Consider the following 26,629-nt stretch of genomic DNA (forward strand, 5'->3'; position numbering starts at 1 on the left):
GGCAGCGTGGCGGCGGTCCTGGCCGGGCCGTCGTCCACGACCACCCTAAGCGTGGTGACCGACCCGGTGACCGACCCGCTGGACGACGTGGACCCTCGGCCCGGCCTGCTCGATGCCGCGCAGGTCCGCCACCGACGCCCCGTCGTCCGTGACGACGTCGTCGACCGCGGCCAGGTCGACCACCCGCGCCAGCGTGACCCGGCCGATCTTGGAGGAGTCCACCACGAGGACGGAGCGCTGCGCCCCGGCGACCATCGCCGCGTTGGTCCGGGCCTCCACCTCGTCGTGGGTGGTCACCCCACCCGGGGAGCTCACCCCGTCGGCCCCGAGGAACGCGATCCCGATGTTCAGCGCCGCGAACGAGCTCTCGGCCAGCGCACCGACGATCTCGAAGGAACTCGGCCGGACGATCCCGCCCGTCACGAGGACGCGCAGGTTCTGCCGGGCACCGATCTCCGCGGCCGTCGTGAGGGAGTTGGTGAGGATCGTCAGCTCGGCGCGGAACACCAGGGCCCGCGCCACCTCGGCCGCCGTCGTCCCCCCGCCGATGGCCACCGCGAACGGCCCCTCGGGCAGGAACGTCGCCGCCCGGCGGGCGATGAGGCGTTTCACCTCCGGGGAGGTCCCGGCCCGCAGGCGGACGGGGAGTTCGACGGCCGAGGCCGAGATGCGGGCACCCCCGTGGGTCCGGACGACGAGCCCCTGGGCCTCCAGGTCGGCGAGGTCCCGGCGCACGGTGGCCACCGAGACCGACAACTCCTGCGTGAGCCGGTGCATCGGGACCGGCGCACCGGAGGTCCCCGACTCGGCGAGCAACCGCAGTTCGGCACGCAGACGGCGGGCGCGCTTGCCCGGTCCCAGGGTCGTGGTCGTGGTCGGGGTCATGGGTCTCGTCGTCGCCGATCCGATCAGAACTTCTGAGCGCTTCGCGCAGATCGTTGCACACGACTGAGCGGCGCGCTCACCATCGGGCCATGACACGAGTGACCTTCGTCGGAGCGGGCAGCGTCGTCTTCACCCGGCAGCTCGTCGCCGACCTCGTCCGGTTCGACGACCTCGACCTCGACCTCGTCCTCTTCGACGTCGACGAGCGCCGGTTGCGCGTCGCCGACGGCACCGCCCGGCAGGTGGCCGAACGTCTCGGCGGCCACCGCGGGAAGGTGTCGGTCACCTCCACCACCGACCGCCGGCGGGCGCTCGCGGACACGGACTTCGTCGTGGACATGGTGCAGGTCGGCGGGATCGAGGCCACCCGGCACGACCTGGAGATCCCCGCGCGGTACGGCCTGCGCCAGACCATTGGCGACACGACCGGGGTGGGCGGCGTGTTCCGGGCCCTGCGCACCTTCCCGTTCCTGTCCGCCCTCGCCGCGGACGTGCGCGACGTCGCCCCCGGGGCCGTCGTCCTGAACTACACGAACCCGATGGCGATGAACGTGTGGTGGCTCCACGTGGTCGCTCCCGAGCTCACCACGCTCGGCCTGTGCCACAGCGTGTACTGGACCGCGCACGACCTGGCCGAGCTCGTGGCCGTCCCGGTCGAGGAGACCCGGTTCCGCGCTGCGGGGGTGAACCACCAGTCGTGGCTGCTGGAGTGGACGCACCACGGCCGGGACCTGTACCCGGCCCTGCGCGAACGCATCGCCGCCGACCCCGAGCTCGGGCGCCGGGTCCGCGTCGAGGTGTTCCGCCGGATCGGGTACTACCCGACGGAGACGAGCGAGCACTCCTCGGAGTACCTCCCGTGGTTCCTGCGCTCGGACGAGCAGGTCGAGCGGTTCCGCCTGCGGCCGTCGGAGTACCTCGACATCTCCGAGGCCAACGTCGGCGAGTTCCTGGACGCCGAGCGGACGCTGGCCACCGGCGGCACCCTGGCGCTGGAGGACGGCGCGACGGAGTACGCGCCGCAGGTCATCCACTCCCTGGTCACCGGGACCCCGCGGGAGGTGCACGCCAACGTCGTCAACCACGGCCTGGTCGACAACCTGCCCGCCGGCTGCGTCGTCGAGGTCCCCACCCTGGTCGACGGTCACGGCGTCCACCCGGTGCCGATGGGATCCCTGCCCGTCCAGGCCGCCGCGCTCAACCGCCCCTACGTCTCGGTCGCCGAACTCACCGTCGAGGCCGCCCGGACCGGCGATCCGCGCCTCGTGCGGCAGGCCGTGCTCATGGACCCCAACGCCTCCTCGACCCTGACCCCGGAGGAGGTCTGGCGGATGTGCGACGACCTCGTCCTCGCCCACGGGGACCTGCTGCCCGAACCCCTGCGCGCGACGGTCTCCCCGACCGCGCTCTGACCCGCGAGAGCGAAGGAGCTCCCCGTGCGCCCCACCCGCAGAACCGTCCTGTCCGCCGCGGCCGCCCTCGGGTTCCTCCCCGTGCTCGGCGGCTGCGGACGCGAGGAGGTCACCGTCCTGGACACGGACGCCGAGGTGCAGCTGGTGTTCTGGTCGGGCCAGAGCGACGACGCCGCCACCGTCCTGCAGGGGCTCGTCGACGAGTTCCAGCGGCTGCACCCCAACGTGCACGTCGACATGTCCCCCGGTGCGTCCTCGACGGAGGAACTGCTGCAGAAGCTCGCCGCGTCCTTCGCGGCCGACGAGGCCCCGGACGTCTCCTACACCTTCGGTTCCTGGGCCAGTCAGCTCGAACGTTCCGGCCGGACGCTGGACATCACCGCCGTCGCCGCCGACCCGGAGGTGCGGTGGGAGGAGTTCACCCAGGCCGCCCGCGACACGGCGCGGCCCACCGGTCGGCGCACGATCGGGTTCCCCGCCGTGGTGGACAACATCTCGCTGTTCTTCAACACCACGGTCTTCGACCGGGCCGGGGTCGCCCACCCCACCCCCGACTGGAGCTGGCAGGACTTCCGCGCGGCGGCGAAGGCCCTCACCGACCCGGCGACGAACACCTTCGGGTACGCCTACTCGGTCTCGGGCAGCGAGGAGACGACCTGGCAGCTGTGGCCGCACCTGTGGCAGAACGGCGGGGCCGTCCTCGACGGGACCACCGGCCGGTCGGCCTTCCAGTCCGCCGCCGGCGTCGACGCGCTGGAGTTCCTGCGCGCCATGGCCGTGGACGACCGCAGCGTCTACCTCGACCAGACGGACACGAAGTCCGCGCAGCTGTTCGCCAGCGACCGGGTGGGCATGATGACGTCCGGTCCCTGGGAGCTGTCGGCCCTGAAGACCGCGGGGACCTCCTACGGGGTCGTCCCGCTGCCGGGCACGGACGGCAACCACGAGACGGTGTCGGGACCTGACCTGTGGACGTTGTTCGACAACCGCGACGTCAACCGCGCGCACTGGGCGACGGAGTTCGCGCGGTGGCTGACGTCGGCCGAGCAGGACGAGCGGTTCAACGTCGCCGTCGGCAACCTGCCCCTGCGCTCCAGCGAGGCCACCAGCCCCGCCTTCCTCGCCCAGGCGCGGGAGCTGCCCGGCCTGGACGTCATCCAGGCCAACGCGGCCAACGCCCGGACCTCGCGCCCGACCGTCCCCGGCTACACCGGCCTGTCCGAGGCCGTCGGGAACGCCGTGGCCCACGTCCTGCAGGGCCAGGGGTCCCCGCGGACGGCCCTGCAGGACGCCGCCGAGGCGGCCGACCGAGCTCTTCGACAAGGTTAGGAGTCGACGGTGACGACCTACGAGAACTCCCTGCGCCGGCCCGTCCGCCGCCGGTGGACCCCGGGCGAGGCCCTCGCCGGCTGGGGGTTCGTCGCCCCCGCCCTCCTCGTCGTGGGGGGCCTGACGCTGTTCCCCGCCGCGTGGGCACTGGTCCTGTCGTTCCGGAAGTGGGACGGGTTCAGCCCGCAGGTCGGGGTCGGGACGCAGAACTACCGCGACCTCCTGAGCGACCCCGCCGTGCTGAGCGCGGCCTGGCACACGCTCCTGTACACGGCGATGTTCGTCCCGGCCTCGCTGCTCCTCGGCCTGCTCCTGGCGACGGCGCTGAACCGGCGCATCCGGTTCATCGGGTTCTACCGGACCGCGGTGTTCGTGCCGTTCGTCGTCTCGGCCGCCGCGACCGGCATCCTCACGACCTACCTCTTCAGCCCGCAGTTCGGGCTCGTCAACAACGTCCTGCGGGTCCTGCACCTGCCCCAGCAGGGGTGGCTGGAGGACAGCGGCCAGGCGCTCGTCGTCATCACCCTCATGTCGCTGTGGGGTCAGGCCGCGTTCACGACGGTCGTCTACCTCGCGGCCCTGCAGGACGTGCCCCACGAGACCGTCGAGGCCGCGCGCATCGACGGCGCCAGTTCCGCCCAGGTGACCTGGCGGGTGGTCTGGCCGCAGCTGCGCCCGGTGACGACGTTCGTCGGCGTCTACCTGACGCTGCAGGCCCTCCAGCTGTTCGACCTCGTCTACGCCACGACGCGGGGCGGCCCGCTGGACGCGACGCAGACCATCGTCTACCTGGTGTGGACGACGGCGTTCCAGAAGCTGCAGTTCGGCTACGGCTCGGCCATCGCCTACGGCCTGTTCGTGCTCACCCTCGCCGTGACGGTCGCCGTGACCGTGTCCCAACGCCGTGCCGCCCGGAGGACCCGATGACGAGCCCCGCCGCTCCCACCGCCCGCACGCGGGTCCGGCCCCCGGCCGGGGCCGCACCCCGTCCACGCCGTCGCCGGCGGCTGCCCTTCAGCGCCTGGCACCTCCTGCTGCTGCCCGTGGCCGCCGTGTTCCTCCTGCCGTTCCTCGAGATGTTCCTGGCCTCGGTGACCCCGGCCTCGGACATCAACCGGATCCCGCCCGGCTTCTGGCCGTCGCGGTTCACCCTCGACGGGTACGCACGCCTGTTCGCGGAGTCGGAGGTGGTGCGCTGGCTGCTCAACACCGTCGTCGTCTCCGCCGTCGCCATCGCCTCCCACCTGGTGCTGTGCTCCCTGGCCGGGTACGGGTTCGCCCGGCTGCGGTTCCCGGGTCGGGAGCTGGGGTTCCTCGGCGTCCTCGCCACGATCATGGTCCCCTCGCAGCTGCTCATGATCCCGACGTACGTCATGTTCGCGAAGCTGGGGCTCGTCAACGACCTCGGCGCCGCGATCGTCCCCTGGCTGGCGTCCGCGTTCGGCATCTTCCTCATGCGGCAGTTCTTCCTGTCCCTGCCCGCCGAGCTCGAGGAGTCCGGACGCATCGAAGGGTGCTCCCGGCTGCAGGTGTTCTGGTTCGTCGTGCTCCCGCTGGCGCGACCGGCGCTGGCCACCCTGGCGATCTTCACGCTGCTCGGGTCGTGGAACGACCTGGTCTGGCCGCTGGTCGCCATCAACGACGAGGACGCCTTCACGCTGCAGCTCGGGCTGACGACGTTCCAGGGCACCCGGCGGACCGACTGGTCCCTGCTCATGGCCGGCAACGTCGTGGCGACCCTGCCCCTCGTCCTCCTCTTCCTCCTGGCCCAGAAGCAGTTCGTCGCCACCATGGCGTCGGCCGGCCTCAAGGGCTGAGCCCCCACCACCCCTGGAGAACCGTGAGCACCCCCACGAGCACCACCACGAGCGCCACCCACGGCGAGGTCCACCAGCAGCCCGGGGCCTGGCGTGCGCTGCACCGGGTCCTGCGCGACCGCGGCCCCGCCCTGCGCGCCTTCCTCGACCCGTTGCTGGCCCGCCCCGACCTCCGCATCGTCCTCACCGGCGCCGGCACCTCGGCGTTCGTGGGCGACATCGCGGCGGCGGCGCTGCGGCGGCCGCTGCGCCGCCGGCTGGACAGCGTCCCCACGACGGACCTCGTGGCCGACCCCCGCTCGGTGTTCTGCGAACCGGCGCCCGTCCTGCTCGTCTCGTTCGCCCGCTCCGGCGACAGCCCCGAGAGCGTCGCCGCGGTGAACCTGGCCGACGACCTGGCCGACGACCTTGCCGACGAGCTGGCCGACGGCGTCCACCACCTCGTCATCACGTGCCACGCGCACGGCCGGCTCGCGCTCGACCGCACCGCGGCCGAGCGGTCCTTCGTGCTGCTCCTGCCCGAGCAGACCCACGACACCGGGTTCGCCATGACGTCGAGCTTCACGACCATGCTCCTCGCCGCGCTGTGCGCGTTCGTGCCGGCGCACCTGGACGACGTCGAGCAGCTCGCGACGGCGGCGACCGCGGTCCTGGACCGCGCGGGCACGACCGAGGAGTGGGTCGACCCGCCGCCGCAGCGCGTCGTCTTCCTCGGCAGCGGGCCGCTGCTGGGGCTGGCGCACGAGGCCGCGCTGAAGGTGCTGGAACTCACCGCGGGCCGCACCGCGGCCTTCCACGACAGCCCGCTGGGGTTCCGGCACGGGCCCAAGGCGCTCGTCGACGACCGCACGCTCGTCGTCGTGCTGCCGTCGGCCGACCCGTACACGGCGCGCTACGACGACGACATCCTGACCGAGCTGCGCGCGGACGCGACCGCCCGCGTCGAGGTGCTCGACGTCCCGGGCCTGGACGGACTCCCGGACGGGCTGCGGGCCGTCGCACTGGCCGTGCCCGTGCAGCTGCTCGCGCTGGCCGCGTCCGTGGCGCACGGCTGCACCCCCGACGACCCCTTCCCCGCCGGTACCGTGAACCGGGTCGTGCGGGGGGTCCGGATCCACCCCCTGACCGGCGGAGGGGGTGGCGCGCGGTGACGTGGTTCCTCGGGATGGACGGGGGCGGCACGAAGACCGAGTTCGTCCTCGCCGACGCCGCGGGCGACGTCGTCGCCCGGAACACCCAGCCGTCCTGCTACTACTTCGGCCGGGCGGACGGTCTCGCGCAGGTCGAGCGCATCGTCGCCGACGGCGTCGGCGCCGTGTGCGGCGGCCTGGCCCCGGACGACCTGGAGTTCGCGTTCTTCGCCTTCCCCGGGTACGGCGAGGTGAGCGGGGACGTCGCCGCCCTCGACGACCTGCCCTCGCGGGTCCTCGGCCACCGTCGCTACGCCTGCGGCAACGACATGGTCAGCGGCTGGGCCGGGGCGCTCGGGACCCAGGACGGCGTGAACGTCGTCGCGGGCACCGGCTCGATCGCCTACGGGGAACGCGCGGGACGGGGCCGGCGCACCGGCGGGTGGGGCGAACTGTTCGGGGACGAGGGGTCGGCGCACTGGGTGGCCGTCGAGGGGTTGCGCGCCTTCTCCCGGATGGCCGACGGCCGCAGCCCGCGGACGCCCCTGTTCGACGCGGTGCTGTCCGCCGTCGGGGTGCGGCACCCGCACGACGTCGTGGGCGTCGTCCTCGACGACTGGGGCGGCCGCCGCGCCGAGGTCGCCCGCCTGGCCCCGGTCGTCACGGACGCCGCCGCCGCCGGGGACGCGGCCGCCGGGGCGGTCGTCGACGCGGCCGCCGCCGAACTGGCCGACCTCGTGGAGGGCACCGCCCACGCGCTGGGACACGCACCGCACGACCGGGTCCGGGTCTCCCGGACCGGCGGGCTGTTCCGCGCCGCGGTCGTGCGCGAGTCGTTCGCGAAGGCGTTGAGCCGCAGCCGGTACGCCCTCGACCTGGTCGAACCCCGCCACGACCCGGGGCACGGCAGCGCCCTGTACGCACGGGCCCTGGCCTCCCGGCGGGTGACCTCGTGAGCCGAACCCCGGTGACGGTGCTCACCCCCAACCCCGCGGTCGACGTCACCTACCGGGTGGCCGAGCAGCGGACCGGGCGCACCCAGCGCGTCCTCGACGTCGCCCGCCGTCCGGGCGGCAAGGGGGTCAACGTCGCCCGTGTGCTGCAGTCCGTCGGGGCGCCGGCCCGGTGCGTCCTGCCCCTCGGCGGTGCCGCCGGCACGTGGCTGGCCGAGAACCTCGACGTGCCGGCGACGGTCGTCCCGCTCGCCGGTCAGACCCGCTCGACCGTCACCGTCGTCGACGGGGTGCAGCACCCGACGATGTTCGGCGAACCGGGCCCCGCGGTGAGCACCGACGAGTGGGCCGCGGTGACGGACGCCGTCACACGAGCCCTGACGGGGACCGTCGGCGCCTTCGTCGTGGCCGGTTCCCTGCCCCCGGGCACCGACCCGGACCTCGTCGGTTCCTGGGTCCGCGCGGCCCGTGGCCCGGCCGTCGCCGACGTCACCGGCCGGGCGCTGCTCACCGCGGCCGAGGCCGGTGCCGTGTGCGCGCCGAACACCGAGGAACTCCTGGAGGCCACGGGCGCCGCCGACGCCGGCTCCGCTGCCCGCGCTCTCCTGGACCGGGGTGCACCCCTCGTCGTGGTGTCCTGCGGCGCACAGGGTCTGACGTCCTACGCCCACGACGGTGAGGTCCACGTCCCCGCCGTGGCCGGGGTGTCGGGGAACCCCACCGGCGCCGGCGACGCCGCCACGGCCGGTCTCGTCCTCGCCCTCGTGCGGGGGTTGCCCACCGTCGAGGCCCTGCGGTGGGCGGCCGCGTTCGGCGCCGCGGCCGTCCTGCGCCCCACCGCCGGCGAGGTCGACCGCGAGGCCCTCGCCCGCTTCCTCCCCGACCTCGAGACCCCCGTGGACAGGAGCCCCGCATGAGCACGAACCCCTTCGCCGAACTGCTCGCCGGCGCCCGGTCCGCCGGCCGCGCCGTCGGGGCGTTCAACGTCGTGCTGCTCGAGCACGCCGAGGCGATGGTCGCCGGGGCCGAACGCGCCGGCCTGCCCGTCGTCCTGCAGATCAGCGAGAACTGCGTCCGCTACCACGGCGACCTGACGCCGATCACCACCGCGACCCTGGCGCTCGCGCGGTCGGCGGACGTTCCCGTCCTGGTCCACCTCGACCACGTCACGGACGCCGACCTCGTCACCCGGGGCCTCGACCTGGGGGTGTCCTCGGTGATGTTCGACGCCTCCGCCCTGCCGTTCGAGGAGAATCTCGCCGCGACGCGTGAGGTCGCGGACCGTTGCCGCGCAGCGGGAGTCGGGTGCGAGGCCGAACTCGGGGAGGTCGGCGGCAAGGACGGCGTGCACGCCCCCGGCGCCCGCACGGTCCCCGCCGAGGCGGCCGAGTTCGTGGCGGCGACGGGCGTCGACGCCCTCGCCGTCGCCGTGGGGACCTCGCACGCCATGCAGACCCGGGACGCCAGCGTCGACCTGGACCTCATCGAGGAGCTGGCCGCCGCCGTGCCCGTCCCCCTCGTGCTGCACGGGTCCTCGGGGTTGTCCGACGCGCAGCTGCGGGCCGCGACGGTCGCGGGGATGACGAAGGTGAACATCGCGACCCACCTCAACGGCGTCTTCACCGCCGCGGTGCGGCAGGTGCTCACCGAGCAGCCGTCGGTCACCGACCCTCGGAAGTACGTGGCGGCGGGGCGCACCGCGGTGCGGGACGAGACAGCCCGGCTGCTGACGCTGCTCGCCGGGACCGACCGGTGACCGGGGCGCTCGCCGTCGCCGTCGTCGGCTGCGGGGCCCGCGCCGAGATCGGCACCCACGTCTCCCAGGCGCGGGAGGGCGCGCACGTCAGCGCGGTGGCCGACACGACGGAGGCCGGGCGGGCCCGGGCCGCCGCGCTGTTCCCGGGGGCTGAGGTGTTCGCCGACCACACGTCGCTGCTCGCGGGCGCACGGGTCGACGCGGCCGTCGTCACGACGCCCGACCACACCCACGCCGACATCGCCGTGGACCTGCTGCGCGCCGGCGTCGCGGTGTACCTGGAGAAACCCCTGGCGACGACGCTGGAGGACGCCGACCGCGTGCTGGCGTGCGCGGCGGCGACGGGCACTCCCCTGTACGTCGGCCACAACTTCCGGCACGCCGCGGTCGTGCGGACGATGAAGGCCGCTCTGGACCGGGGCGAGATCGGCGAGGTGCGCGCCGCCTGGGTCCGCCACTTCGTGGGCCACGGCGGCGACTACTACTTCAAGGACTGGCACGCCGACCGTCGCCGCACCGGATCGCTGCTGCTGCAGAAGGCGAGCCACGACATCGACGTCGTGCACCACCTCGCGGGCGCGTACACCCGCCGGGTCGTCGGCATGGGCGACCTGCTGGTGTACGGCGGGATCACCGACCGCCGGGAACGCCCCGGCGAGACGATGCCCGACTGGTTCTCCACGGACAACTGGCCCCCTGCGACCCAGACGGGGCTGAACCCCGTCGTCGACGTGGAGGACGTCTCGATGGTCCTCATGACGCTGGGCAACGGCGTCCTCGCCAGCTACCAGCAGTGCCACTTCACGCCGGACTACTGGCGCAACTACACCGTCATCGGCACCGAGGGGCGTCTGGAGAACCTCGGGGACACGGCCGGTGGGGTGGTGCGCGTCTGGAACCGCCGCCGGGACTGGTCGGTGACGGGCGACCTGGAGCACCCGATCACGGGCGACCCGTCGGGCCACGCCGACGCCGACCTGGCGACGATGACCGAGTTCCTGGCCCACGTCGCCGACGGGGCGCCCACGCTCGTCTCCCCCCTCGCCGCCCGCGAGGCGGTCGCGACGGGCGCGCTGGCGACGGCGTCGCTGCGGTCGGGGTCGGTGCCGCTGGACGTGCCGGAACCCGCCGACGACGTCCTGGCGTGGTTCACGCGCCCCCGTTGACCGCCGTGGTGTGCAGGGCACCGTCGGAGACACCGTACTTCTTCAAGATCGCGTCGTAGGTGCCGTCGGCGATCGCCGCCTGCAACGCGTGCTGGACGGCGTCGCGCAGGGCGGTGCGGTCCTTGGCGAACCCGTAGCCCCAGGGCTGGGCCTGCCAGGGTTTGCCGAGGGCCTGCACGGAACCCCCGGAGTCGGCGATGAGCTTCGCCGCGGCCGGCAGGCCCTCGACGCCCAGGTCGGCCCGTCCTGCGGCGATCTCGTCGACGCTCTTGAGGTAGGGGACGTCGACGAGCGTGACGGAGGGTTTCCCGGCCGCGGTGCACAGGGCCGACTGACCCGTGACGATGTCGGCCTCGGTGGTCCCCGAGGTCGTGGCGATCCGCAGGCCGCACCAGTTCGCCGGTTGCTCCCAGCCGCTGTGGTCCCCCGCACCGGTCATGACCTGCTCGCCGGCGTAGAACACGTCGACGAAGTCGACGTCCTGCTGCCGGGAGGCCTTGTCCGTCATGGAGGCGCCGACGACGTCGATCGTGTGGGCGGCCGCGGCGGGGCGCAGGTCGGCGAACGCGACCGTCTGGAACTGCGGGCGCAGGCCGAGGCGGCGGGCGACGTCGGTGAGGACCTCTACGTTGACGCCGGTCAACTTCCCGCCCTCCTCGTACTCCATGGGCGGGTACGTGGGGTCGGTGCCGATCGTCAGCACGCCGTCGGCCACGAGGGACAGCCCCGCCGGGGACCCCGCCGCGGAACCCGCGGTCGAGGTGCTGGCCTGGCCCCCGCAGCCGGCGGCGAGCGCGGTGACGGCAGCGGCGGCCGCCAGGACGGTGAAGGCGCGGCGACGGCGCACGGCGGCTCTCCTCGATCGGTGGGGGTCAGACGGTGAACTTGCGGAGTTCGTGCTCCAGCGCGGTGGCGGCCGCGGCCACCCGCCCGGCCGTCCCCGAGGTCTGCTCGGCGGCCTCGGTGGTGAGGGTGACGTCGTGGGCCATGGAGGCGATCGACCGGGTGACGTCCGCGGAACCGGAGGCGATCTCGTCGACGTTGCGGACCATCTCCCGGGTCGTCGCGGTCTGCTCCTCGACGGCGCTGGCGACGGTGGCCTGCAGGTCGCTGATGCGCTCCACGACACCGCGGATGGTGCGGATGGCGGTGTCGGCCGCGGCCGCGTCCCGCTGCGCCGCAGCGACCTTGGCGATGATCCCCTCGGACGTGCGGGCCGACTCCGAGGCGAGTTCCTTGACCTCGCTGGCGACGACGGCGAAACCCTTGCCGAACTCGCCGGCCCGGGCGGCCTCGATCGTGGCGTTGAGCGCCAGCAGGTTCGTCTGCTCGGCGATGGAGGTGATGACCTTGACGATGTCGCCGATCTCGGCCGAGGACTGCGCCAGGCCGCGGACGGTGCCGACGGCCTCCTCGACGGCGGCGACGGCGTCGGCGGCGACCTGGCTCGCCTCGTTCGTGGCCGACGCGATCTGCTCGATGGCGCTGGACATCTCCCCGCTGGAGTCGGCGACGCTGCGGATCGTCACCGAGATCTCCTCGGCCGCCGCCGAACCCGCCGTGGCCTGCGCCGCAGAACCCGACGCGCGTGCGTGCAGCGACCCGGAGACCGACGTCAGGTCGTCGGCGGAGACGGACATCTCCCGGCTGACGCGGCCGACCTCGGCGAACATCTGCGCCAGCTTGTCGAGGGCGCTGTTCAGGGCCGCGACCATCTGCCCGATCTCGTCGGGCCTGCCCACCTCCCCGCGCTTGTCCAGCCGGCCGCCGGCCACCTCCTGCAGGATCCCGACGGTGCTGCGCAGGCGCCGGCGCAGGGCACGGGTGATGGCCGTGGCGACGAGGGCCAGGACCGCGGTGACCGCGACGCTGGCCGACAGGGTCAGCCACAACCCCTGCGTGCGGGCGTCGGCGGCGTCCGCCACGGCGGCCTCCTGCGCCGTGGCGGCCGCCGTGACGATCCCGGGGACGGCCGCCGACAGGACGTCGGCCTCCTTGGCGAAGGCGGGCATCGCGGTGCGGGCGGCGGACTGGGTGGGGTCGGTGATCTCGTAGTTCGACAGGGACACGACGCGCTGGCCGAGCGTCACGACCGTCTCGGTCTGCGTGAGCAGCTGGGTCGCCTGCGCGCGGACGTCACCGTCGGAGACGGCGGCGAGGTCGCGCAGCGTGGTCCGCAGCGTCGTGGCGTCGGCGCCGAGGGCGGCGATGGCCGACTGGCGCTGGGTGGTGTCGGTGGTGACGAGGGACGTCATGACGTCACCGCGGATGCGGGCCTGGGCCGCGTCGACGCGTTCGGCGAGCGCCGAGGCGCGGTCCGCCGCGACCAGGGCCTGCTGCGCGGTGTCCTGCCGCTGGGAGCTGACGACCCCGATGCCGCCGACGGTGACGACGCCGAGGACGCCGACCGTGGAGAGCAGGACGAGCCGCGCCGCGATGCTGGCGGTGGCGGAGCTGTGCTTCGTGCGCGTCATCGCTGTCGTCCCCGGGTCCGGATGGCGTGGTGCCTCGTCCCCTCCTCATCGGACGGGGCACCCGCCACCTGAAACGTGGGACTCAGCGCGTCCCGTGCACGGCCTCCCCCAGCCGCGCCAGCAGCGGCGGCACGTCGTGGGCGTCGAGGACCGCGTGCACGACCGCCGCCCGCTCCGGGGCGGCCGCGATGCGGTCCAGGGCGTCCTCGAGCTCGGCGCGGGTGCCGGCACGGGCGGTGAGGACGTCGCGGCCGGGGGCGAACAGGGCCGGCACCGCGAGCCAGTCCCAGGACGTGACGTCCTGGTAGACGGCCTTGGGGCTCTGCAGCACGCGCTCGATCGTGTAGCCGGAGTTGTCGACCACGACGACGACCGGGGCGGGCTGACCCGCGACCCGTTGCCGCTGCAGCACGGTCGCGATCTCCTGCACGGTGAGCTGCGCGGCACCGTCGCCGACGAAGAGGATCGAGCGCCGGTGCGGGGCGGCCAGGCAGGTCCCCAGGACGGCCGGCAGCGTGAACCCGATCGAGGACCAGATGGGCTGCACGAGCAGTTCCGCGCCCGGCGGCAGCCGGAGTTCCAGGCTCCCGTACAGGGACGTGCCCGCGTCGGCGACGACGATCGCGTCCTCCGGCAGCCAGCCCTGCACGGTGCGCCACAGGGCGTGCTGGGTCAGCGGGCCGTCCCCCGCCTCCGCCTGCGCCGAGGGTGCGGTGACGTGCGGCCACACCCCCTCGACGGGCGGCAGCGCGGCGAACGCGCGGTCCCGGACGACCTCGGCGAGCAGCGGGAGGGTGTCCTCCAGCCGCACGTCGTGGAACGTGACGCCGTCGACCACGGCCTCGGCGATGCCGAGCCGGACCGCTCGGGCGGGGTCGAAGCCGTGGCTGAACAACCCGGTCATGACGTCGGACAGGACGGCGCCGGCCAGGACGAGCAGGTCGGCCTCGTCGACGGACCGCCGCACGTCGGGCGAGATGGTCATGGCGCCCTGGTAGGTGCCCAGGCTCGCGGGGTGCTGCTCGGGCAGCATCGCCTTGGCGCCGACGAGGGTCGCCACCCGCACCCCGTCCCGGCCCGCGAGCGCCGCGAGCCCGCCCTCGGCGCGGCGGCGGTGCACCTGGGTGCCGGCCAGCACGGTGAGGGCGGGGACGTCGGCGAGGACCTCGGCGAGGGCGACGCGCAGGTCGTCGAGCGCGACGGGGTCGCTGGGGGCCGGGCGCAGCGGCCGGCGCAGCGGGGCGCTGGAGACGCGCGCGACGGCGACGTCGGCGGGGATGCCGAGGTAGACGGGTTTGGAGCGTTCGAGGGCGACGCGCAGGACGCGGTCGATCTCCAGGGCGGCGTCGGCGGCGCGCAGCACGGCCCCGGTGGCGGTGACCTCGCGGTAGGCGCGGGCGAAGTGCTCGTGGTCCCCGTCGGCCAGGGAGTGGTGCAGCAGGGCGCCGCGCTGGCAGGCCCCCGTCTCGGGCATCCCGGTGACCTGCACGACGGGGACGTCCTCGGCGTAGCTGCCGGCGATGCCGTTGACGGCGGACAGCTCCCCCACCCCGTAGGTGGTGACGAGGGCCGCGACCCCGCGCGTGGTGCGGGCGTAGGCGTCGGCCGCGTACGCCGCGTTGAGCTCGTTGGTGTTCCCGACCCACTCGATCCCGGGCACCTCGAGCATCTCGTCGAGGAGGCTGAGGTTGAAGTCGCCGGGGAGGCCGAACAGGTGCGCTCCCCCGAGTTCGACGAGGCGGCGGGCCAGGTACTCGCCGACGGTCACCGTGGGCACCGGGGGCGTGGATCGGGACGTCATGGGCTCATCACGCCCTACGGACGTCAATCTGTCCAGACGACGTCGTCGCGGTGGGCAGACTGCTCAGTTCGGCGGCTCGGAACTGGTCGGCGACGGGCAGTCTGTCCAGTGCGGGAGGATGTCGACCGTGACCACAGCCCTCGTCGTCGTCGACGTCCAGCAGGACTACTTCCCGGGTGGGGCGTTCCCGCTCGTCGCACCGGAGGAGGCGGCGCAGGCCGCCGGCCGGGTGCTCGCCGCGGCGCGGGAGGCGGGCCTCGTCGTCGTCCACGTCCAGCACCACAGCGTGGACGAGACGCCCTTCCTGCGCCCCGGGACCCCCGGCTGCGCCATCCACCCGGCGGTGACACCCGGCCCCGGCGAGGCGCTCGTCGTCAAGCACGCGCCGAACTCGTTCCTGGGCACCGGCCTGGAGGAGCTGCTGCGCGAACGCGGCGTGGAGGACCTCGTCGTCGTCGGGATGATGACGAGCATGTGCGTCGACTCCACGGTCCGCTCGGCGGCGGAGCGGGGTTTCGGCGTCACCGTCGTCGCGGACGCCTGCGCCGCACCGGACCTCGAACTGGCCGGGGTGCAGGTGCCCGGAGCCGTGGTCCACACCGCGTTCCTCGCGGCGCTCGGCAGCGGGTTCGCGCGGGTCGTGACCAGCGACGAGCTGACGGGAGAGCTCGGCTAAGCTCGGTTCCGCGCGCGAGCGCGCCCCTGTAGCTCAGTGGCCAGAGCAACCGCCTTGTAAGCGGTAGGTCGTCGGCTCGATTCCGACCAGGGGCTCCACTGCTCAGTCGACCAGACCGGCCTGCCGCGCCAGGGCCGCGGCCGCGGCGGAGGACCGGACGCCGTACTTGCGCCGCACGGAGGCCAGGTGCTGGGCGACGGTGTTCGGCGCCAGGCCGAGGCGTTCGGCCACGACGGCGCCGGGGTTCCCGTCGGCGGTCAGCTGGAGGATCTCCCGCTCGCGGGCGGTCAGCGACGGCGTCCGCCCGGCCGCGGGCGCCAGACCGCCGTGGCGGCGCTCGAGCTCCTCCAGCGCCCGGTAGCGCTCCTCCGAGACGAGCACGAAGCGGCGGCCGTCGGCGTCCTCCACCGTCATGCGGCGGTCGCCGTCGGCCACCGTCGCCAGGAGGCGGGAGAAGAAGTCGGGACCCTCGAGGGTCTGGCTCACCGTGGAGCTCGTGCTGGTCACAGGGTCCATGGTGGGTCGGCTTCTAGACAAGTACAACTCTCAACCAGCACTGTCACCCGGGCAGGCGAAGATCAACGCTCGGCGAGCCTCGTCAGCGTCGCGCGCAACGCCGCCACCTCCGCCTCGCTCAGCACCGAGAGGTAGCGCCGCCGCGCCTGCGCCACCACGCGGACGGCCTCGCGGTGCAGGCGCCGTCCCTGCGCGGTGGCGACCACCGTCCGCGTCCGGCGGTCCTGCTCCCCCGGACGCCGCTCGACCAGGCCCCGGTCCACCAGGTCGTCCAGGAGGGCCACGACCTGGCTGGGGTCCAGGCCCAGGCGGGCCGCCAGCGCCCGCTGCGTGTACTCCTCCCCCGCCTCCGCCGCACAGGACAGGACCGAGAACCCCCGAGCCCGCAGACCGAGCGGCTGCAGGGCGGAGTTGGTGTCCCGCAGGATGTCCCCGCTGATGCGGCTGAGCAGGAACCCCACGTCGTCGGAGAGTTCGGTCGGTGCGTCGGGCACGGGTCGGGCCTCCTCCGGGGCCCGCACGGCGAGGGTCGCCGACGGGGCCGGCGGCCAGCTTGCCACTGCACCCCGGCCCGTCAGCGCTCCGCCCGTGCACCGAAGTACGCCTCGTCCAGGCGCGCCGGGTCGGCGACCAGCTCCGCGGCCGGGCCGTCGTGGGTGATGCGACCGCGCCGCAGCACGTAGGCGTGGTCGCTGACCCCGAGGGCGAGGACGGCGAACTGCTCCACCAGGAGCACGGCCATGTCGCGCTCCGCGGCCAGCCGGCGCAGCAGGGGCAGCAGGCGCCGCACGACCCCGGGGGCCAGACCCAGCGACATCTCGTCGACCAGCAGGACGGCGGGGTCGCGGGTGAGTGCCCGCGCCAGCATGAGCATCTGCTGCTCCCCGCCGGACAGCAGGCCGGCCCGGACCGCCAGCTTCGGGCGCAGCTCCGGGAAGGTCTCCAGCACGGCCTCGACCGCCCCCGGCCCACCCCCCGCGATGCGGAGGTTGTCCAAGGTGCTCATCTGTCCGAAGACGGTGCGGCCCTGTTCGACCGTCGCCACGCCGGCCGCGGCCCGGCGCACGGGCCGCGACCGGCTGAGGTCCTGTTCCCCGAGGTGGACCGTCCCGGAACTGGGGAGCAGTCCGGCGACCGCGCCGATGAGGCTCGTCTTCCCGGCCCCGTTGGGCCCCAGCAGGGCGGTCACCGCTCCCCGGGGCGCCTGCAGGTGCACCTGTTCCACGACGTCACGGCCTCCGCGCGCGACGGTGAGGCCCTTCAGCACGAGTCCCGGGCCGCTCACAGCGACGTCTCCCTCGGTCGGTCGGTGGTGGGGTCCTGAGCGGGGTCCTCACCCATGTAGGCCGCGCGGACGCGCGCGTCGGCGAACACCTCGTCGGGGGTGCCGCCCGCGACCACGCGCCCGAAGTCGAGCGCGACGGCGCGCGTGCAGACGGCCCGGACGAAGTCGACGTCGTGCTCGACGAGCAGGACGCCGCACCCGAAGACCGCGGGCGCTGCCCTGAGCGAGCGGGCGAAGACGAGCGCCTCGGCGGCGGACAACCCGGCGACGGGTTCGTCGAGGAGGACGACGGCGGGACGGGCGGCGAAGGCGGCCGCGACCTCCAGGAGCCGGCGTGCGGCCCCCTCGAGCTCGCCCACGAGGTGCCCGGCCGAGGGGGCCGAGCTGAACGCGACGAGCGCAGCCAGCTCCTGCGCCGGCAGGCGCCGGCCCGCGGCCAGCCGCAGGTACTGCCCGACGGTCACGGTCGTCACGACGCGGTCCTGCTGGAACGTGCGCCGCAACCCGTGGCGGGCGCGGCGTTGCGGCGGACCGGTCAGCGGACGGCCTGCGACGACCACCTCGCCGGTGGCCGCGGCGAAACCGCTGAGCGCGTCGATGAGGCTGCTCTTGCCCGCCCCGTTGGCGCCGACGAGTCCGACGACCTCCGCGGGGTCGACGTGCAGGTCGACCCCGTCCACGGCGGTGATCCCGCCGTAGCGGACGGTCACACCGTGCACCTGCAGGGCGGGGACGTCCGACGTCGGGGTCGCCGGGTGCTCGGCGACGACGCGGTCCCAGGCCCCGGGGTCGGCCGGGCCGCGGGAGCGGCCACCGCGCTGCGGCCAGATGCGGTCCGCCACGGCGGCTCCCCCGGCCAGGGCCTGGATCGCCCCGACGGCGAAGACGAGGTTGCCGAGGTCCTGGGGCAGACCGGCGCGGCTGACCAGTTCGGGCACCAGGGTGGCGAGGACCCCGGCGAGCAACGCGCCCTGCCACCGCCAGCTGCCGATGAACAACGCGGCCGCGAACACGACGAGCGAGGCGGTCGTGAGGAAGTTCGTGGGCGCCACGACCCCCAGCTGCAGGACGGTGAGGACGCCCGCGAAACCCGCCACGGCGGCGCTGGTGACGAACGCCGTCACCTTGGTGCGCACCACGGAGACGCCCAGGGCGGCCGTGGCACGTTCGCTGTTCTTCACGGACTTCCACGCGACGCCGGTGGGCCGACGCCGGAGGAGGCCGAGGACGAGTGCGAGGACGGCGAAGCAGCCGACGACGAACAGGTAGAACGCCTCGTCACCGGCGAGCGGGCCGGGACGGTCGGCGAAGTCCTGCCCGAACCGGGGGGCGTTGAGCACCGTGCCGACCGCACCCGCGACGCCGAGCGTCACGACGGCGAGGTTCACGCTGCGCAGGCGCAGGGCCGGCAACGAGACGACCAGCCCCAGCACGGCGGCGAGCGCCGTGCTTGCCACGACCTGCACGAGGAGGGGCAGCGGGTGGTCGGCCGCGGTGAACTGCGTGAAGGCGCAGGCGCTCACCGCGGCGAACGAGACCTGGCACAACGACGGCATCCCGGCGTCGCCGGACAGGACGCCGAGGCTGAGCAGGACGACGGCCGTCACGACGGCGCTGGTGCCCAGGAACAGGTCGTAGGCCCCGCTGAGGAGCGGGTACGCCAGGGCCACGACGAGGACGAGGCTCCCCACGAGGGAACTGACGGGTGGTCTGGTCACCGGGCGTCCTCCCACCGCTGGCCGCGCTGGGCGAACAGCAGGATCACGAGCAGAGCGAAGAAGGGGGCGGTCGTGCTGTACGCCGCCAGCTGGGCGGTCCCGGCGGCGACGCCCTGCAGCACACCGAGGACGACACCCCCGACGACGGCCCAGACCAGGCTCTGGAAGAGCCCGAAGAGGGCCGCGGCCAACCCGGGGACGACCAGCAGCGCGAGCGAGGGGAAGTTCGTCGTCGAGGACGTGGAGATCAGGGTGACCGCGACGACGGAGAACGCGCCGGAGACGGCCCACACCCAGGTGCCGTAGCGACGCGAGCGGATGCCGAGGAGTTCGGCGGTCTGCGGCCGCTCGGACACCGCCGTGAGGCGACGGCCGAGCAGGGTCCGGGCGAAGAGGGCCCCGGCCCCGGCCGCCACGAGGACGGACAGGACCAGCAGGACGACGGTCGCCTGCGAGACGACCGTGCCGGCCAGGGAGAACGCCCGTCCGTCCAGCCGCGAGGGCACCGGACGCGGATCGCCGCCGAAGAGCAACCCGGCCAGGGCGGTCGTGCTGATGAGCTGGGCGATGGTGACGACCGACCGGGTGCCCACGTCGCTGCGGTCGAACCACAGCACGAGGATGCCGCCGAGCAGGACGCTGGTCGCGGCGCCGCAGAGGACCCCCAGGGCCAGCGCGGTCCAGTACGGGACACCGGCGCCCGCAGCCGCGGCGAAGAGGAACGTGCCGAACGCCCCCGTCGCGGCGACCGCGAAGTTCACGGTGCGGGTGGCCTGGAAGGTCATGACGAGCGCGAGGGCCAGCAGCGCGTACCCGCCCCCCGGTGCGAGCCCGGCCACGGCGTGCTCGAGCACGTCAGCTCCCGCTCTTCAGGGTCGTCCACTCCGTGGTCGTCGGCTCCCAGTCGGTTCCGCGCAGCTCGACGAAGCGGCTGGAGACGTTGGGCTGGTGGGTCTTCCCGGTGCCGAAGACGTAGGAGTTCCCCATGAGCGGCGTCTCGTAGGGCTTCATGTCCCGCAGCGCTTGCAGGACGCTCTCGGCCGTGATGTCGCCCTTGATGCCCTTGAGGACCTCGACGAGCACGGCCGCGCTCACGTAGCCCCCCTGCCCGAAGGAGTTCAGGTCGACCCCGGCCCCCTCCATCGTCGAGACGTAGTCGGCCAGCGCGGGATCGGAGGCCCCCGAGCCGGTGAACGGGAGGAACTCGGAGTTCACGACCAGACCGTCGGCGCCGGGCTGGATCGCGGCGGCGACCTGCGTGTTGTAGGCGCTGGCGAGTTCCATGAACGTCATCGACCCGCGCAGTCCCAGCTGGGTGATCTGCTTCTCCAGCGCCACCAGCTGCGGGCCGGCGACCGCGGGGACGAAGACGTCGCAGCCCGCCTGCTGCGCCCGCAGCAGGTAGGACTGCCAGTTCGAGGTGTCCGTGGGGTACTGCTGGGCCAGGGTGACCTGCACCCCGGTCTGCTGCGTGAAGGACTGCAGCACCGGCGCGACACCGGCCTGCACGTCCTCGCCGGAGAGGACGCACGGCGCCTTCTTGCCCAGGTCCTGCACGGCGTGGACGAGGCTCACGCCGAGCCCGGCGAACAACCCGGTGTTGGTCGGCGCGATGTTGGGCGAGGCGAAGCACTGCGGCAGGACACCCGCGCCGGGGACCGACGCGATCCCCGACCGTGCGTAGAACTCGGCGTTGACGGCGCAGTCGGGCACGCTGGCGGACCCGACGAGGGCGACGACGCCGTCCTTGTCGACGAGCTGACGGGCGGCCTGCGCGGCCCGTCCCCCGTCACCGGCGTCGTCCACGACGGTGTACTCGATCGTGCGTCCGCCGATGCCGCCCGCGGCGTTGACCTTGTCGAAGTAGGCCTTGGCGGCCGCCGTGGACTCGGGGAACGTCGCCGGACCGGACAGCGTCGCGATGGCGCCGAGTTCGATCGGGTCCGAGTTCCGACCACCCCCTCCGGATCCGGAGGAACACGCGGAGGCGAGCCCCACGGCCAGGGTCGTGGCGAGGACGGCTGTGAGCAGACGGCGGGACCTGGTGGGCATGGCGGGTTCACGCTCCGGCGGCGAGGGGACGAACTCCGTTGAGCTCGACAATCGATGAGAACATCAATGTTCTTGCCGAGAACGTAGGGCCGTCCGGTGGAGCCGTCAAGCAGTTCCGCGAGTTCTCACCCGCGCAGGGCGCGCCCGATGCCTGCCGCCGCCACCGTGAGCGCAGCCACGAGCCGCTGCCGGTCGCGGCCGAGGGTGGCGACCACGAGGCCGAGGGCCGCGACGACCTGCCCGTCGGCTCCCCGCACGGGCACGGCGACGGAGGCATTGCCCACGTCCATCTCCCCGCTCGTGCTGGCGAAGCCCTCCCGGCGGACCTGGGCGAGCTGACGCTGCAGCACCGCGGGCGAGGTGATGCTGTACGGCGTCACGCGGTCCAGCCCGGCGAGGACGTGCGCCACGACGTCCGCGGGGGCGTGCGCCAGCAGGACCTTGCCCACCCCCGTGGTGTGCAGGGGCAGCCGCCCGCCGACGCGGCTCACGACGGGCACCGACGCCGACCCCTGCAGCCGGTCGAGGTAGAGGACCCGGTCGCCGTCGCGCTCGGCGAGGTGCACCGTGGCCCGCGTCGCCGCCTGCAGGTCCTGCAGGAACGGCGCGGCGACGTCGCGCAGGTCGGTCTGCACCGGCGCCAGCAGCCCCAGGTCCCACGTCCGGCGCCCCACCACGTAGGAACCGTCCGCGCGCCGGGCGACGAAACCCCTGGCCTGCAGCCGGCGCACGATGCGCAGCGTCGTGGACGGCGTGAGCCCGCTGCGCGCCGCGAGGTCGGCCAGGCGCAGGACGCGGTGCTCGGGCTCGAAGGCGCCGAGCACGTCGAGGGCGCGGTCCACGAGAGAGGCGCCGGGAGCGGAACGGCCGGCCACGCCACCAGGCTATTCCACTCAGTGGCACGGCGCCCTGGCCCCTCACCCGTACCGGCCCTAGCCTCGCCCCATGACGACGCCGTCCCACGCCCCCGTCACGACCCACCGCACGAGGGTCGCGGTCGTCGGGGGTGGCCCCGCGGGCCTCATGGCCTCCCACCTGCTGCACCGCGCGGGGATCGACACGGTGGTCGTGGACCACCGGACGGTCCACGAGATCGAGACGACCCACCGCGCGGGCATCCTGGAGACCGACAGCGTGCGCCTGCTCACCGAGACCGGCGTCTACGGCGACGGACCCCAGCGCGTCCTCACCGAGGGCGACCGCCACGGCGGCATCTTCCTGCGCTTCGACGGCGCGTCCCACCACCTCGACTTCGAGCGGCTCGTCGGGAACTCCGTCTGGCTCTACCCGCAGACCGAGGTGTTCACCGACCTGCACCGCGCCCGCACCCGCGACGGCGGGAACCTGCACTACGGCGTCTCCGACGTCGGGGTGCACGACGTCACCGGATCGCCCCGGGTGCTCTTCACCGCGGCCGACGGGTCCCGCCACGAGGTGCAGGCCGAGGTCGTCGTCGGCGCCGACGGGTCCCGCAGCGTCTGCCGCGACCTGGTGGCCGGCCACCAGCGGTGGTTCCGGGAGTACCCCTTCGCCTGGTTCGGCATCCTGTGCGAGGCACCCAAGAGTTCCCCCGAACTCATCTACAACCGTTCCGAGACGGGGTTCGCGCTCATCAGCCAGCGCACCGAGTCGGTGCAGCGCATGTACTTCCAGTGCGATCCGGCCGAGGAGGTGGGCGACTGGTCCGACGCCCGGATCTGGGACGAGCTGCAGGGCCGGCTCGCCGGACGCGACGGGTTCGAACTCGTCGAGGGTCCCGTCATCAGCCGGTCGGTCCTGCCGTTCCGCAGCTTCGTCCAGACCCCGATGCGGCACGGCCGCCTCGTCCTGGCCGGCGACGCCGCGCACACCGTCCCCCCGACCGGGGCCAAGGGTCTGAACCTCGCCCTGGCCGACGTGCGGGTGCTCGCCGAGGTCCTCACGGACGCCCTGGCCAAGGACGACCTCGACCTGCTCGACGAGTACACCGACCGCGCCCTGGCCCGGGTGTGGAAGGCCCAGCACTTCAGCTACTGGATGACGACGATGCTCCACCGCAGCCCCGGCACCGAGGGTTTCGACGACCTCCGCCAGCTCGGGGAACTGCACTCCCTGGTCTCCTCCGAGGCCGGGTCCACCTACCTCGCGGAGGGTTACACCGGATGGCCGACACGATGACCGGGCCGGCGACGGGCCTGGAGAGCCAGGCCGAGCTCTCGGCCGAGATCGAGGACACCGCTGCGAAGTGGGCCACGACCCGCGAGCCGGAGTTCCAGCCCCGTCGCGACTACCCGCCCTACCGCTCGACGCTGCTGCGGCACCCGACGAAGGACCTGTTCCAGGTCGACCCCGAGGGCGTGGAACTGTTCGCCCCCGCCTTCGGGCAGCGCGACGTCGACCCGCTCGAGGCCGACCTGACGATCCAGCGCGGCGGTGAACCGCTCGGCGAGCGCATGGTCGTCACCGGACGCGTCCTCGACGGCGACGGCCGGCCCGTGCGCCACCAGCTGGTGGAGGTGTGGCAGGCGAACGCGGGCGGGCGCTACGTCCACCAGCGCGACCAGCACCCTGCGCCCCTGGACCCGAACTTCACGGGGATGGGCCGGACGCTGACCGACGCGGACGGCGTCTACCGGTTCACGACGGTGAAACCCGGGCCGTACCCCTGGAAGAACCACCACAACGCCTGGCGCCCGGCGCACATCCACTTCTCGCTGTTCGGCACCGACTTCACCCAGCGCCTCGTGACCCAGATGTACTTCCCGGGCGACCCGCTGTTCGCGCTGGACCCGATCTACCAGTCGATCCTCGACCCGGCGGCGCGCGAACGCCTCGTCGCCACCTACGACCACGACGTCACCACGCACGAGTGGGCGACGGGCTACCGGTGGGACATCGTCCTCACCGGGGCCCACCGCACGCCCCTGGGGGAGGAGGACGACGAATGACCCGCCTCGCGCCGACCCCGGGCCAGACCGTGGGCCCGTTCTTCCACTACGCCATGCCCTACCCCGGCGACTCCGAGCTCGTGCCGCGCGGCACCCCCGGAGCCGTCCGGTTGCACGGCACCGTCGTCGACGGCGGAGGTGTCCCCGTCTCCGACGCGCTGCTGGAGGTCTGGCAGGCCGACCCCGACGGTGCCGTCGTCCGGCGCCCGGGGTCCCTGCACCGCGACGGCTGGACGTTCACGGGGTTCGGCCGCTGCGCCACCGACGGGGCGGGCCACTACTCCTTCACCACCCTCACGCCCGGCGCGGTGGACGGCGGGCTCCCGTTCTTCGCCGTCACGGTCTTCGCTCGCGGGCTGCTGCACCGCCTGAGCACCCGCGCGTACCTCCCCCTCGCCGACGGCGCGACGGACCCGCTGCTCACCGCGGCCGGCCCCCGGGCCCGCACCCTCGTCGCGACGGCCGACCCCGACGGCTACCGTTTCGACGTGCACCTGCAGGGTCCCGAGGAGACCGTCTTCCTCGTCGCTCCGGGGGAAACCCCCGCGTGAGCCACCCGTGAGCGAACTCTTCCGGCCCGGTGACCACCGGGCCGGGGCGGTGTTCTCCGACGCGGCCTTCACCGCGGCGATGGTCGCGGTGGAGTCCGCGTGGGCCGGGACGGAGCTGACCGCGCCGGACGGGGAGCTCGACGTCGAGGCGGGCGGCAACCCGCTCATCCCCCTGGTCCAGGCCCTGCGCCGGGCCAACCCCGGCGTCGAGGTGCACACCGGGCTGACGAGCCAGGACGTCGTGGACACCGCGCTCGTCCTGATGCTCCGGGACGCCGTGGGCCGGGTCCGCACCCACCTCGCGGACGCCCTCGGCGCCCTCGACCGGCTCGACGCCGCCCACGGCCACCACGAGGTCACGGCCCGCACCCTGACGCAGTGGGCGCTGCCCGTCCCGCTGTCCCACCGCTTCGCCGCGTGGCGCACGGGACTGCGCGAGGCCGACGCCGACCTCGCCGCGCTGACGTACCCCGTGCAGGCCGGCGGGCCCGTCGGGGTGCTGCCCGACCGCCGCGACCTGGCCGCACGGCTGGGCCTGTCCGACGCGCCGTCCTGGCACACGACCCGACGGCCGGTGACGCGCGCCGGTGACGCTCTCGTCGCGACGACCGACGCCTGCGGGCACGTCGCGCGGGACGTGCTCACCCTGTCCAGGCCCGAGGTCGGGGAACTGTCCGAAGGTACGGGCGGCGGGTCGTCCTCCATGCCGCACAAGGCGAACCCCGTGCTGTCGGTCCTGATCCGCTCCACCGCGCTCGTCACCCCGCCGTTGGCCGCCACGCTGCACGCGGCCGCGGCCGACCAGGTCGACGAGCGCGCCGACGGGGCCTGGCACGCCGAGTGGGACACCCTGCGGCTGCTGGCCCGCCGGACGGTCGTGGCGACCGGGCAGACCGCCGACCTGCTGGCGGGCCTGACCGTCCACCCCGACCGGGCCGCGGCGAACCTCGCCGCGGCGCAACGACTCCGCGGAGGAACCCCGTGACCCCCGACCGCCCCGTCCTGGTCCTCGGCCCCTCGCTCGGGACCACCGCCGCCACCTGCTGGGGCCCCGTCGTCGACCTTCTCGCCGACGAGTTCGACGTCGTCGCCTGGGACCTGCCCGGCCACGGCGCCGACCGCCGGCCCGCCCCCGACGACCTGACCATCGCCGACCTCGCCCAGCGGGTCGTGGACGCCGTCGCCGAACGGCACGACGGGCCGTTCCTCTACGCGGGCGACTCTGTGGGTGGGCAGGTCGGGTTGCAACTCCTCCTGGACCACCCCGACCGCGTGCTGGGCGCCGTGCTGTGCTGCACGGGCGCCCGCATCGGGACGGCGCAGTCGTGGGCCGACCGCGCCGCCCAGGTGCGCGCCTCGGGCACCGCCTCCCTGGTGAGCGCGACGGCGGAGCGCTGGTTCGCCCCGGGGTTCCTCGAGCGGAGTCCCTCGGTCGGTGCCGCGCTGCTGCACGCGTTGCGGGACACGGGCACCGAGGGCTACACCGCGGTCTGCGGCGCGCTGGCGCGGTTCGACGTCCGCGACCGCCTCGCCGAGGTCCAGCGCCCCGTCGTCGCGGTCGCCGGCGCCCACGACGCCGTCTGCCCGCCGGAGGCGCTGCGCGAGATCGCCGACGGGGTGCGCGACGGGCGCCTCGTGGTCCTGGAGGACGTGGCGCACCAGGCCCCGGCCGAGGCGCCGCAGGAGGTCGCCCGGATCGTCCGGGACCTGGCACGAGAGGTGGCGCAGTGACCGAGGAACACGACGCGGGGATGGTCGTGCGGCGCGAGGTGCTCGGCGACGAGCACGTCGACCGGGCCGTGGCCGCCACGACCGGCTTCACCGCCGACTTCCAGCGCTACATCACCGAGAACGCCTGGGGTGCGGTGTGGACGCGGCCCGGGCTGGACCGGCGCACCCGCTCCCTCATCACCCTCACGGCCCTCATCGCCCGCGGGCACCACGAGGAGTTCGCCCTGCACGTGCGCGCCGCCCGGCGCAACGGCGTCACGGTCGCCGAGATCGGCGAGACGATCCTCGCCTCCGCCGTGTACTGCGGGGTGCCGGACGCGAACAACGCCTTCCGCATCGCCTCCGGAGTGCTGACGGAGCTGGGCGAGGACCTGGGCTCGCCGGAGGGCTGAGCCCACCTCGGCGAACCCGAGGTTCCACCTCGGGCGACGGTGGTTGACCACCCGCGAA

Annotated in this window: 27 protein-coding genes and 1 tRNA gene; 17 read left to right on the forward strand and 11 right to left on the reverse strand. The window is 74.1% G+C overall.

Annotation, left to right across the window (positions count from 1 at the left end; all coding sequences use genetic code 11):
• Positions 1 to 45: 45 nt before the first annotated feature.
• On the reverse strand, positions 46 to 885 hold the full coding sequence (locus ACFEMC_RS15480) for a DeoR/GlpR family DNA-binding transcription regulator (protein ID WP_380170464.1): 840 nt from the start codon (positions 883 to 885) through the stop codon (positions 46 to 48).
• A gap of 89 nt (positions 886 to 974) precedes the next feature.
• On the opposite strand from ACFEMC_RS15480, the gene melA reads away from it, so the two are divergent.
• From melA to ACFEMC_RS15525, 9 genes are read left to right on the forward strand one after another with little or no spacing between them, the layout of a single operon-like run.
• Positions 975 to 2,297 carry an alpha-galactosidase gene (gene melA, locus ACFEMC_RS15485; RefSeq protein ID WP_380170465.1) on the forward strand — a complete coding sequence of 441 codons (1,323 nt, stop codon included), beginning with the start codon at positions 975 to 977 and terminating at the stop codon, positions 2,295 to 2,297.
• Between the two features lie 24 nt (positions 2,298 to 2,321).
• On the forward strand, positions 2,322 to 3,626 hold the full coding sequence (locus ACFEMC_RS15490) for an extracellular solute-binding protein (RefSeq protein ID WP_380170466.1): 1,305 nt from the start codon (positions 2,322 to 2,324) through the stop codon (positions 3,624 to 3,626).
• Positions 3,627 to 3,635: 9 nt separating this feature from the next.
• On the forward strand, positions 3,636 to 4,553 hold the full coding sequence (locus tag ACFEMC_RS15495; RefSeq protein ID WP_380170467.1) for a carbohydrate ABC transporter permease: 918 nt from the start codon (positions 3,636 to 3,638) through the stop codon (positions 4,551 to 4,553).
• A complete protein-coding gene (locus tag ACFEMC_RS15500) occupies positions 4,550 to 5,443 on the forward strand; it encodes a carbohydrate ABC transporter permease (RefSeq protein ID WP_380170468.1) in 894 nt (297 codons plus the stop codon). Before ACFEMC_RS15495 ends, ACFEMC_RS15500 begins: the two co-directional genes overlap by 4 nt.
• A 23-nt stretch (positions 5,444 to 5,466) precedes the next feature.
• Positions 5,467 to 6,594 carry a tagatose-6-phosphate ketose isomerase gene (locus ACFEMC_RS15505; protein ID WP_380170469.1) on the forward strand — a complete coding sequence of 376 codons (1,128 nt, stop codon included), beginning with the start codon at positions 5,467 to 5,469 and terminating at the stop codon, positions 6,592 to 6,594.
• Positions 6,591 to 7,529 (forward strand): N-acetylglucosamine kinase, encoded by a 939-nt coding sequence (locus ACFEMC_RS15510; RefSeq protein ID WP_380170470.1) that lies wholly within the window; start codon positions 6,591 to 6,593, stop codon positions 7,527 to 7,529. The genes ACFEMC_RS15505 and ACFEMC_RS15510 overlap by 4 nt, the downstream gene beginning before the upstream one ends.
• Positions 7,526 to 8,443, forward strand: coding sequence for a 1-phosphofructokinase family hexose kinase (locus tag ACFEMC_RS15515; RefSeq protein ID WP_380170471.1), 918 nt, complete (start codon positions 7,526 to 7,528; stop codon positions 8,441 to 8,443). The genes ACFEMC_RS15510 and ACFEMC_RS15515 overlap by 4 nt, the downstream gene beginning before the upstream one ends.
• Entirely contained in the window at positions 8,440 to 9,282 is an 843-nt protein-coding gene (locus ACFEMC_RS15520; protein WP_380170472.1) for a class II fructose-bisphosphate aldolase, read from the forward strand. Before ACFEMC_RS15515 ends, ACFEMC_RS15520 begins: the two co-directional genes overlap by 4 nt.
• A complete protein-coding gene (locus ACFEMC_RS15525) occupies positions 9,279 to 10,448 on the forward strand; it encodes a Gfo/Idh/MocA family protein (RefSeq protein WP_380170473.1) in 1,170 nt (389 codons plus the stop codon). The genes ACFEMC_RS15520 and ACFEMC_RS15525 overlap by 4 nt, the downstream gene beginning before the upstream one ends.
• On the opposite strand, the gene ACFEMC_RS15530 is transcribed toward ACFEMC_RS15525, so the two are convergent.
• The 3 genes from ACFEMC_RS15530 to ACFEMC_RS15540 form a co-directional block, all read right to left on the reverse strand.
• Positions 10,432 to 11,295 carry a transporter substrate-binding domain-containing protein gene (locus tag ACFEMC_RS15530; protein WP_380170474.1) on the reverse strand — a complete coding sequence of 288 codons (864 nt, stop codon included), beginning with the start codon at positions 11,293 to 11,295 and terminating at the stop codon, positions 10,432 to 10,434. The genes ACFEMC_RS15525 and ACFEMC_RS15530 overlap by 17 nt on opposite strands.
• A gap of 25 nt (positions 11,296 to 11,320) precedes the next feature.
• On the reverse strand, positions 11,321 to 12,922 hold the full coding sequence (locus ACFEMC_RS15535; protein ID WP_380170475.1) for a methyl-accepting chemotaxis protein: 1,602 nt from the start codon (positions 12,920 to 12,922) through the stop codon (positions 11,321 to 11,323).
• Between the two features lie 82 nt (positions 12,923 to 13,004).
• Positions 13,005 to 14,723 carry an alpha-keto acid decarboxylase family protein gene (locus tag ACFEMC_RS15540; RefSeq protein WP_380170476.1) on the reverse strand — a complete coding sequence of 573 codons (1,719 nt, stop codon included), beginning with the start codon at positions 14,721 to 14,723 and terminating at the stop codon, positions 13,005 to 13,007.
• Between the two features lie 127 nt (positions 14,724 to 14,850).
• Here ACFEMC_RS15540 and ACFEMC_RS15545 point away from each other — a divergent pair, with 127 nt between their 5' ends.
• Both ACFEMC_RS15545 and ACFEMC_RS15550 read left to right on the forward strand, forming a co-directional pair.
• Positions 14,851 to 15,399, forward strand: coding sequence for a cysteine hydrolase family protein (locus tag ACFEMC_RS15545; RefSeq protein WP_380170477.1), 549 nt, complete (start codon positions 14,851 to 14,853; stop codon positions 15,397 to 15,399).
• A gap of 22 nt (positions 15,400 to 15,421) precedes the next feature.
• Positions 15,422 to 15,497: transfer RNA gene (locus tag ACFEMC_RS15550), tRNA-Thr, on the forward strand.
• Between the two features lie 4 nt (positions 15,498 to 15,501).
• On the opposite strand, the gene ACFEMC_RS15555 is transcribed toward ACFEMC_RS15550, so the two are convergent.
• From ACFEMC_RS15555 to ACFEMC_RS15585, 7 genes are all read right to left on the reverse strand, one after another.
• Positions 15,502 to 15,906, reverse strand: coding sequence for a LuxR C-terminal-related transcriptional regulator (locus ACFEMC_RS15555; RefSeq protein WP_380170478.1), 405 nt, complete (start codon positions 15,904 to 15,906; stop codon positions 15,502 to 15,504).
• A gap of 71 nt (positions 15,907 to 15,977) precedes the next feature.
• Positions 15,978 to 16,409, reverse strand: coding sequence for a MarR family winged helix-turn-helix transcriptional regulator (locus ACFEMC_RS15560; RefSeq protein WP_380170479.1), 432 nt, complete (start codon positions 16,407 to 16,409; stop codon positions 15,978 to 15,980).
• 80 nt (positions 16,410 to 16,489) lie between these two features.
• Positions 16,490 to 17,200: an ABC transporter ATP-binding protein gene (locus tag ACFEMC_RS15565; protein WP_380170480.1), complete on the reverse strand. Its 711-nt coding sequence runs from the start codon at positions 17,198 to 17,200 to the stop codon at positions 16,490 to 16,492.
• Entirely contained in the window at positions 17,197 to 18,918 is a 1,722-nt protein-coding gene (locus ACFEMC_RS15570) for a branched-chain amino acid ABC transporter ATP-binding protein/permease (RefSeq protein ID WP_380170481.1), read from the reverse strand. Before ACFEMC_RS15570 ends, ACFEMC_RS15565 begins: the two co-directional genes overlap by 4 nt.
• Positions 18,915 to 19,772 (reverse strand): branched-chain amino acid ABC transporter permease, encoded by an 858-nt coding sequence (locus ACFEMC_RS15575; RefSeq protein ID WP_380170482.1) that lies wholly within the window; start codon positions 19,770 to 19,772, stop codon positions 18,915 to 18,917. Before ACFEMC_RS15575 ends, ACFEMC_RS15570 begins: the two co-directional genes overlap by 4 nt.
• A gap of 1 nt (position 19,773) precedes the next feature.
• The gene (locus tag ACFEMC_RS15580) at positions 19,774 to 20,970 is read right to left on the reverse strand and encodes an ABC transporter substrate-binding protein (protein WP_380170483.1); all 1,197 of its coding nucleotides are present in this window, start codon (positions 20,968 to 20,970) and stop codon (positions 19,774 to 19,776) included.
• Positions 20,971 to 21,095: 125 nt separating this feature from the next.
• The gene (locus ACFEMC_RS15585; RefSeq protein ID WP_380170484.1) at positions 21,096 to 21,845 is read right to left on the reverse strand and encodes an IclR family transcriptional regulator; all 750 of its coding nucleotides are present in this window, start codon (positions 21,843 to 21,845) and stop codon (positions 21,096 to 21,098) included.
• Between the two features lie 70 nt (positions 21,846 to 21,915).
• Here ACFEMC_RS15585 and ACFEMC_RS15590 point away from each other — a divergent pair, with 70 nt between their 5' ends.
• Genes ACFEMC_RS15590 through pcaC form a run of 6 tightly spaced genes read left to right on the forward strand, consistent with a single transcriptional unit; the run spans position 21,916 to position 26,571 of the window.
• Positions 21,916 to 23,127, forward strand: coding sequence for a 4-hydroxybenzoate 3-monooxygenase (locus tag ACFEMC_RS15590; protein WP_380170485.1), 1,212 nt, complete (start codon positions 21,916 to 21,918; stop codon positions 23,125 to 23,127).
• Entirely contained in the window at positions 23,112 to 23,897 is a 786-nt protein-coding gene (gene pcaH, locus ACFEMC_RS15595; RefSeq protein WP_380170486.1) for a protocatechuate 3,4-dioxygenase subunit beta, read from the forward strand. The genes ACFEMC_RS15590 and pcaH overlap by 16 nt, the downstream gene beginning before the upstream one ends.
• Positions 23,894 to 24,448, forward strand: coding sequence for a protocatechuate 3,4-dioxygenase subunit alpha (pcaG, locus tag ACFEMC_RS15600; protein ID WP_380170487.1), 555 nt, complete (start codon positions 23,894 to 23,896; stop codon positions 24,446 to 24,448). Before pcaH ends, pcaG begins: the two co-directional genes overlap by 4 nt.
• A 7-nt stretch (positions 24,449 to 24,455) precedes the next feature.
• Positions 24,456 to 25,433 carry a lyase family protein gene (locus ACFEMC_RS15605; protein ID WP_380170488.1) on the forward strand — a complete coding sequence of 326 codons (978 nt, stop codon included), beginning with the start codon at positions 24,456 to 24,458 and terminating at the stop codon, positions 25,431 to 25,433.
• Positions 25,430 to 26,179 carry an alpha/beta fold hydrolase gene (locus ACFEMC_RS15610; RefSeq protein WP_380170489.1) on the forward strand — a complete coding sequence of 250 codons (750 nt, stop codon included), beginning with the start codon at positions 25,430 to 25,432 and terminating at the stop codon, positions 26,177 to 26,179. The genes ACFEMC_RS15605 and ACFEMC_RS15610 overlap by 4 nt, the downstream gene beginning before the upstream one ends.
• Before the next feature lie 20 nt (positions 26,180 to 26,199).
• On the forward strand, positions 26,200 to 26,571 hold the full coding sequence (pcaC, locus tag ACFEMC_RS15615) for a 4-carboxymuconolactone decarboxylase (RefSeq protein ID WP_380176815.1): 372 nt from the start codon (positions 26,200 to 26,202) through the stop codon (positions 26,569 to 26,571).
• Positions 26,572 to 26,629: the final 58 nt, after the last annotated feature.

Source organism: Kineococcus sp. DHX-1, assembly GCF_042473625.1.
Classification (GTDB): domain Bacteria; phylum Actinomycetota; class Actinomycetes; order Actinomycetales; family Kineococcaceae; genus Kineococcus.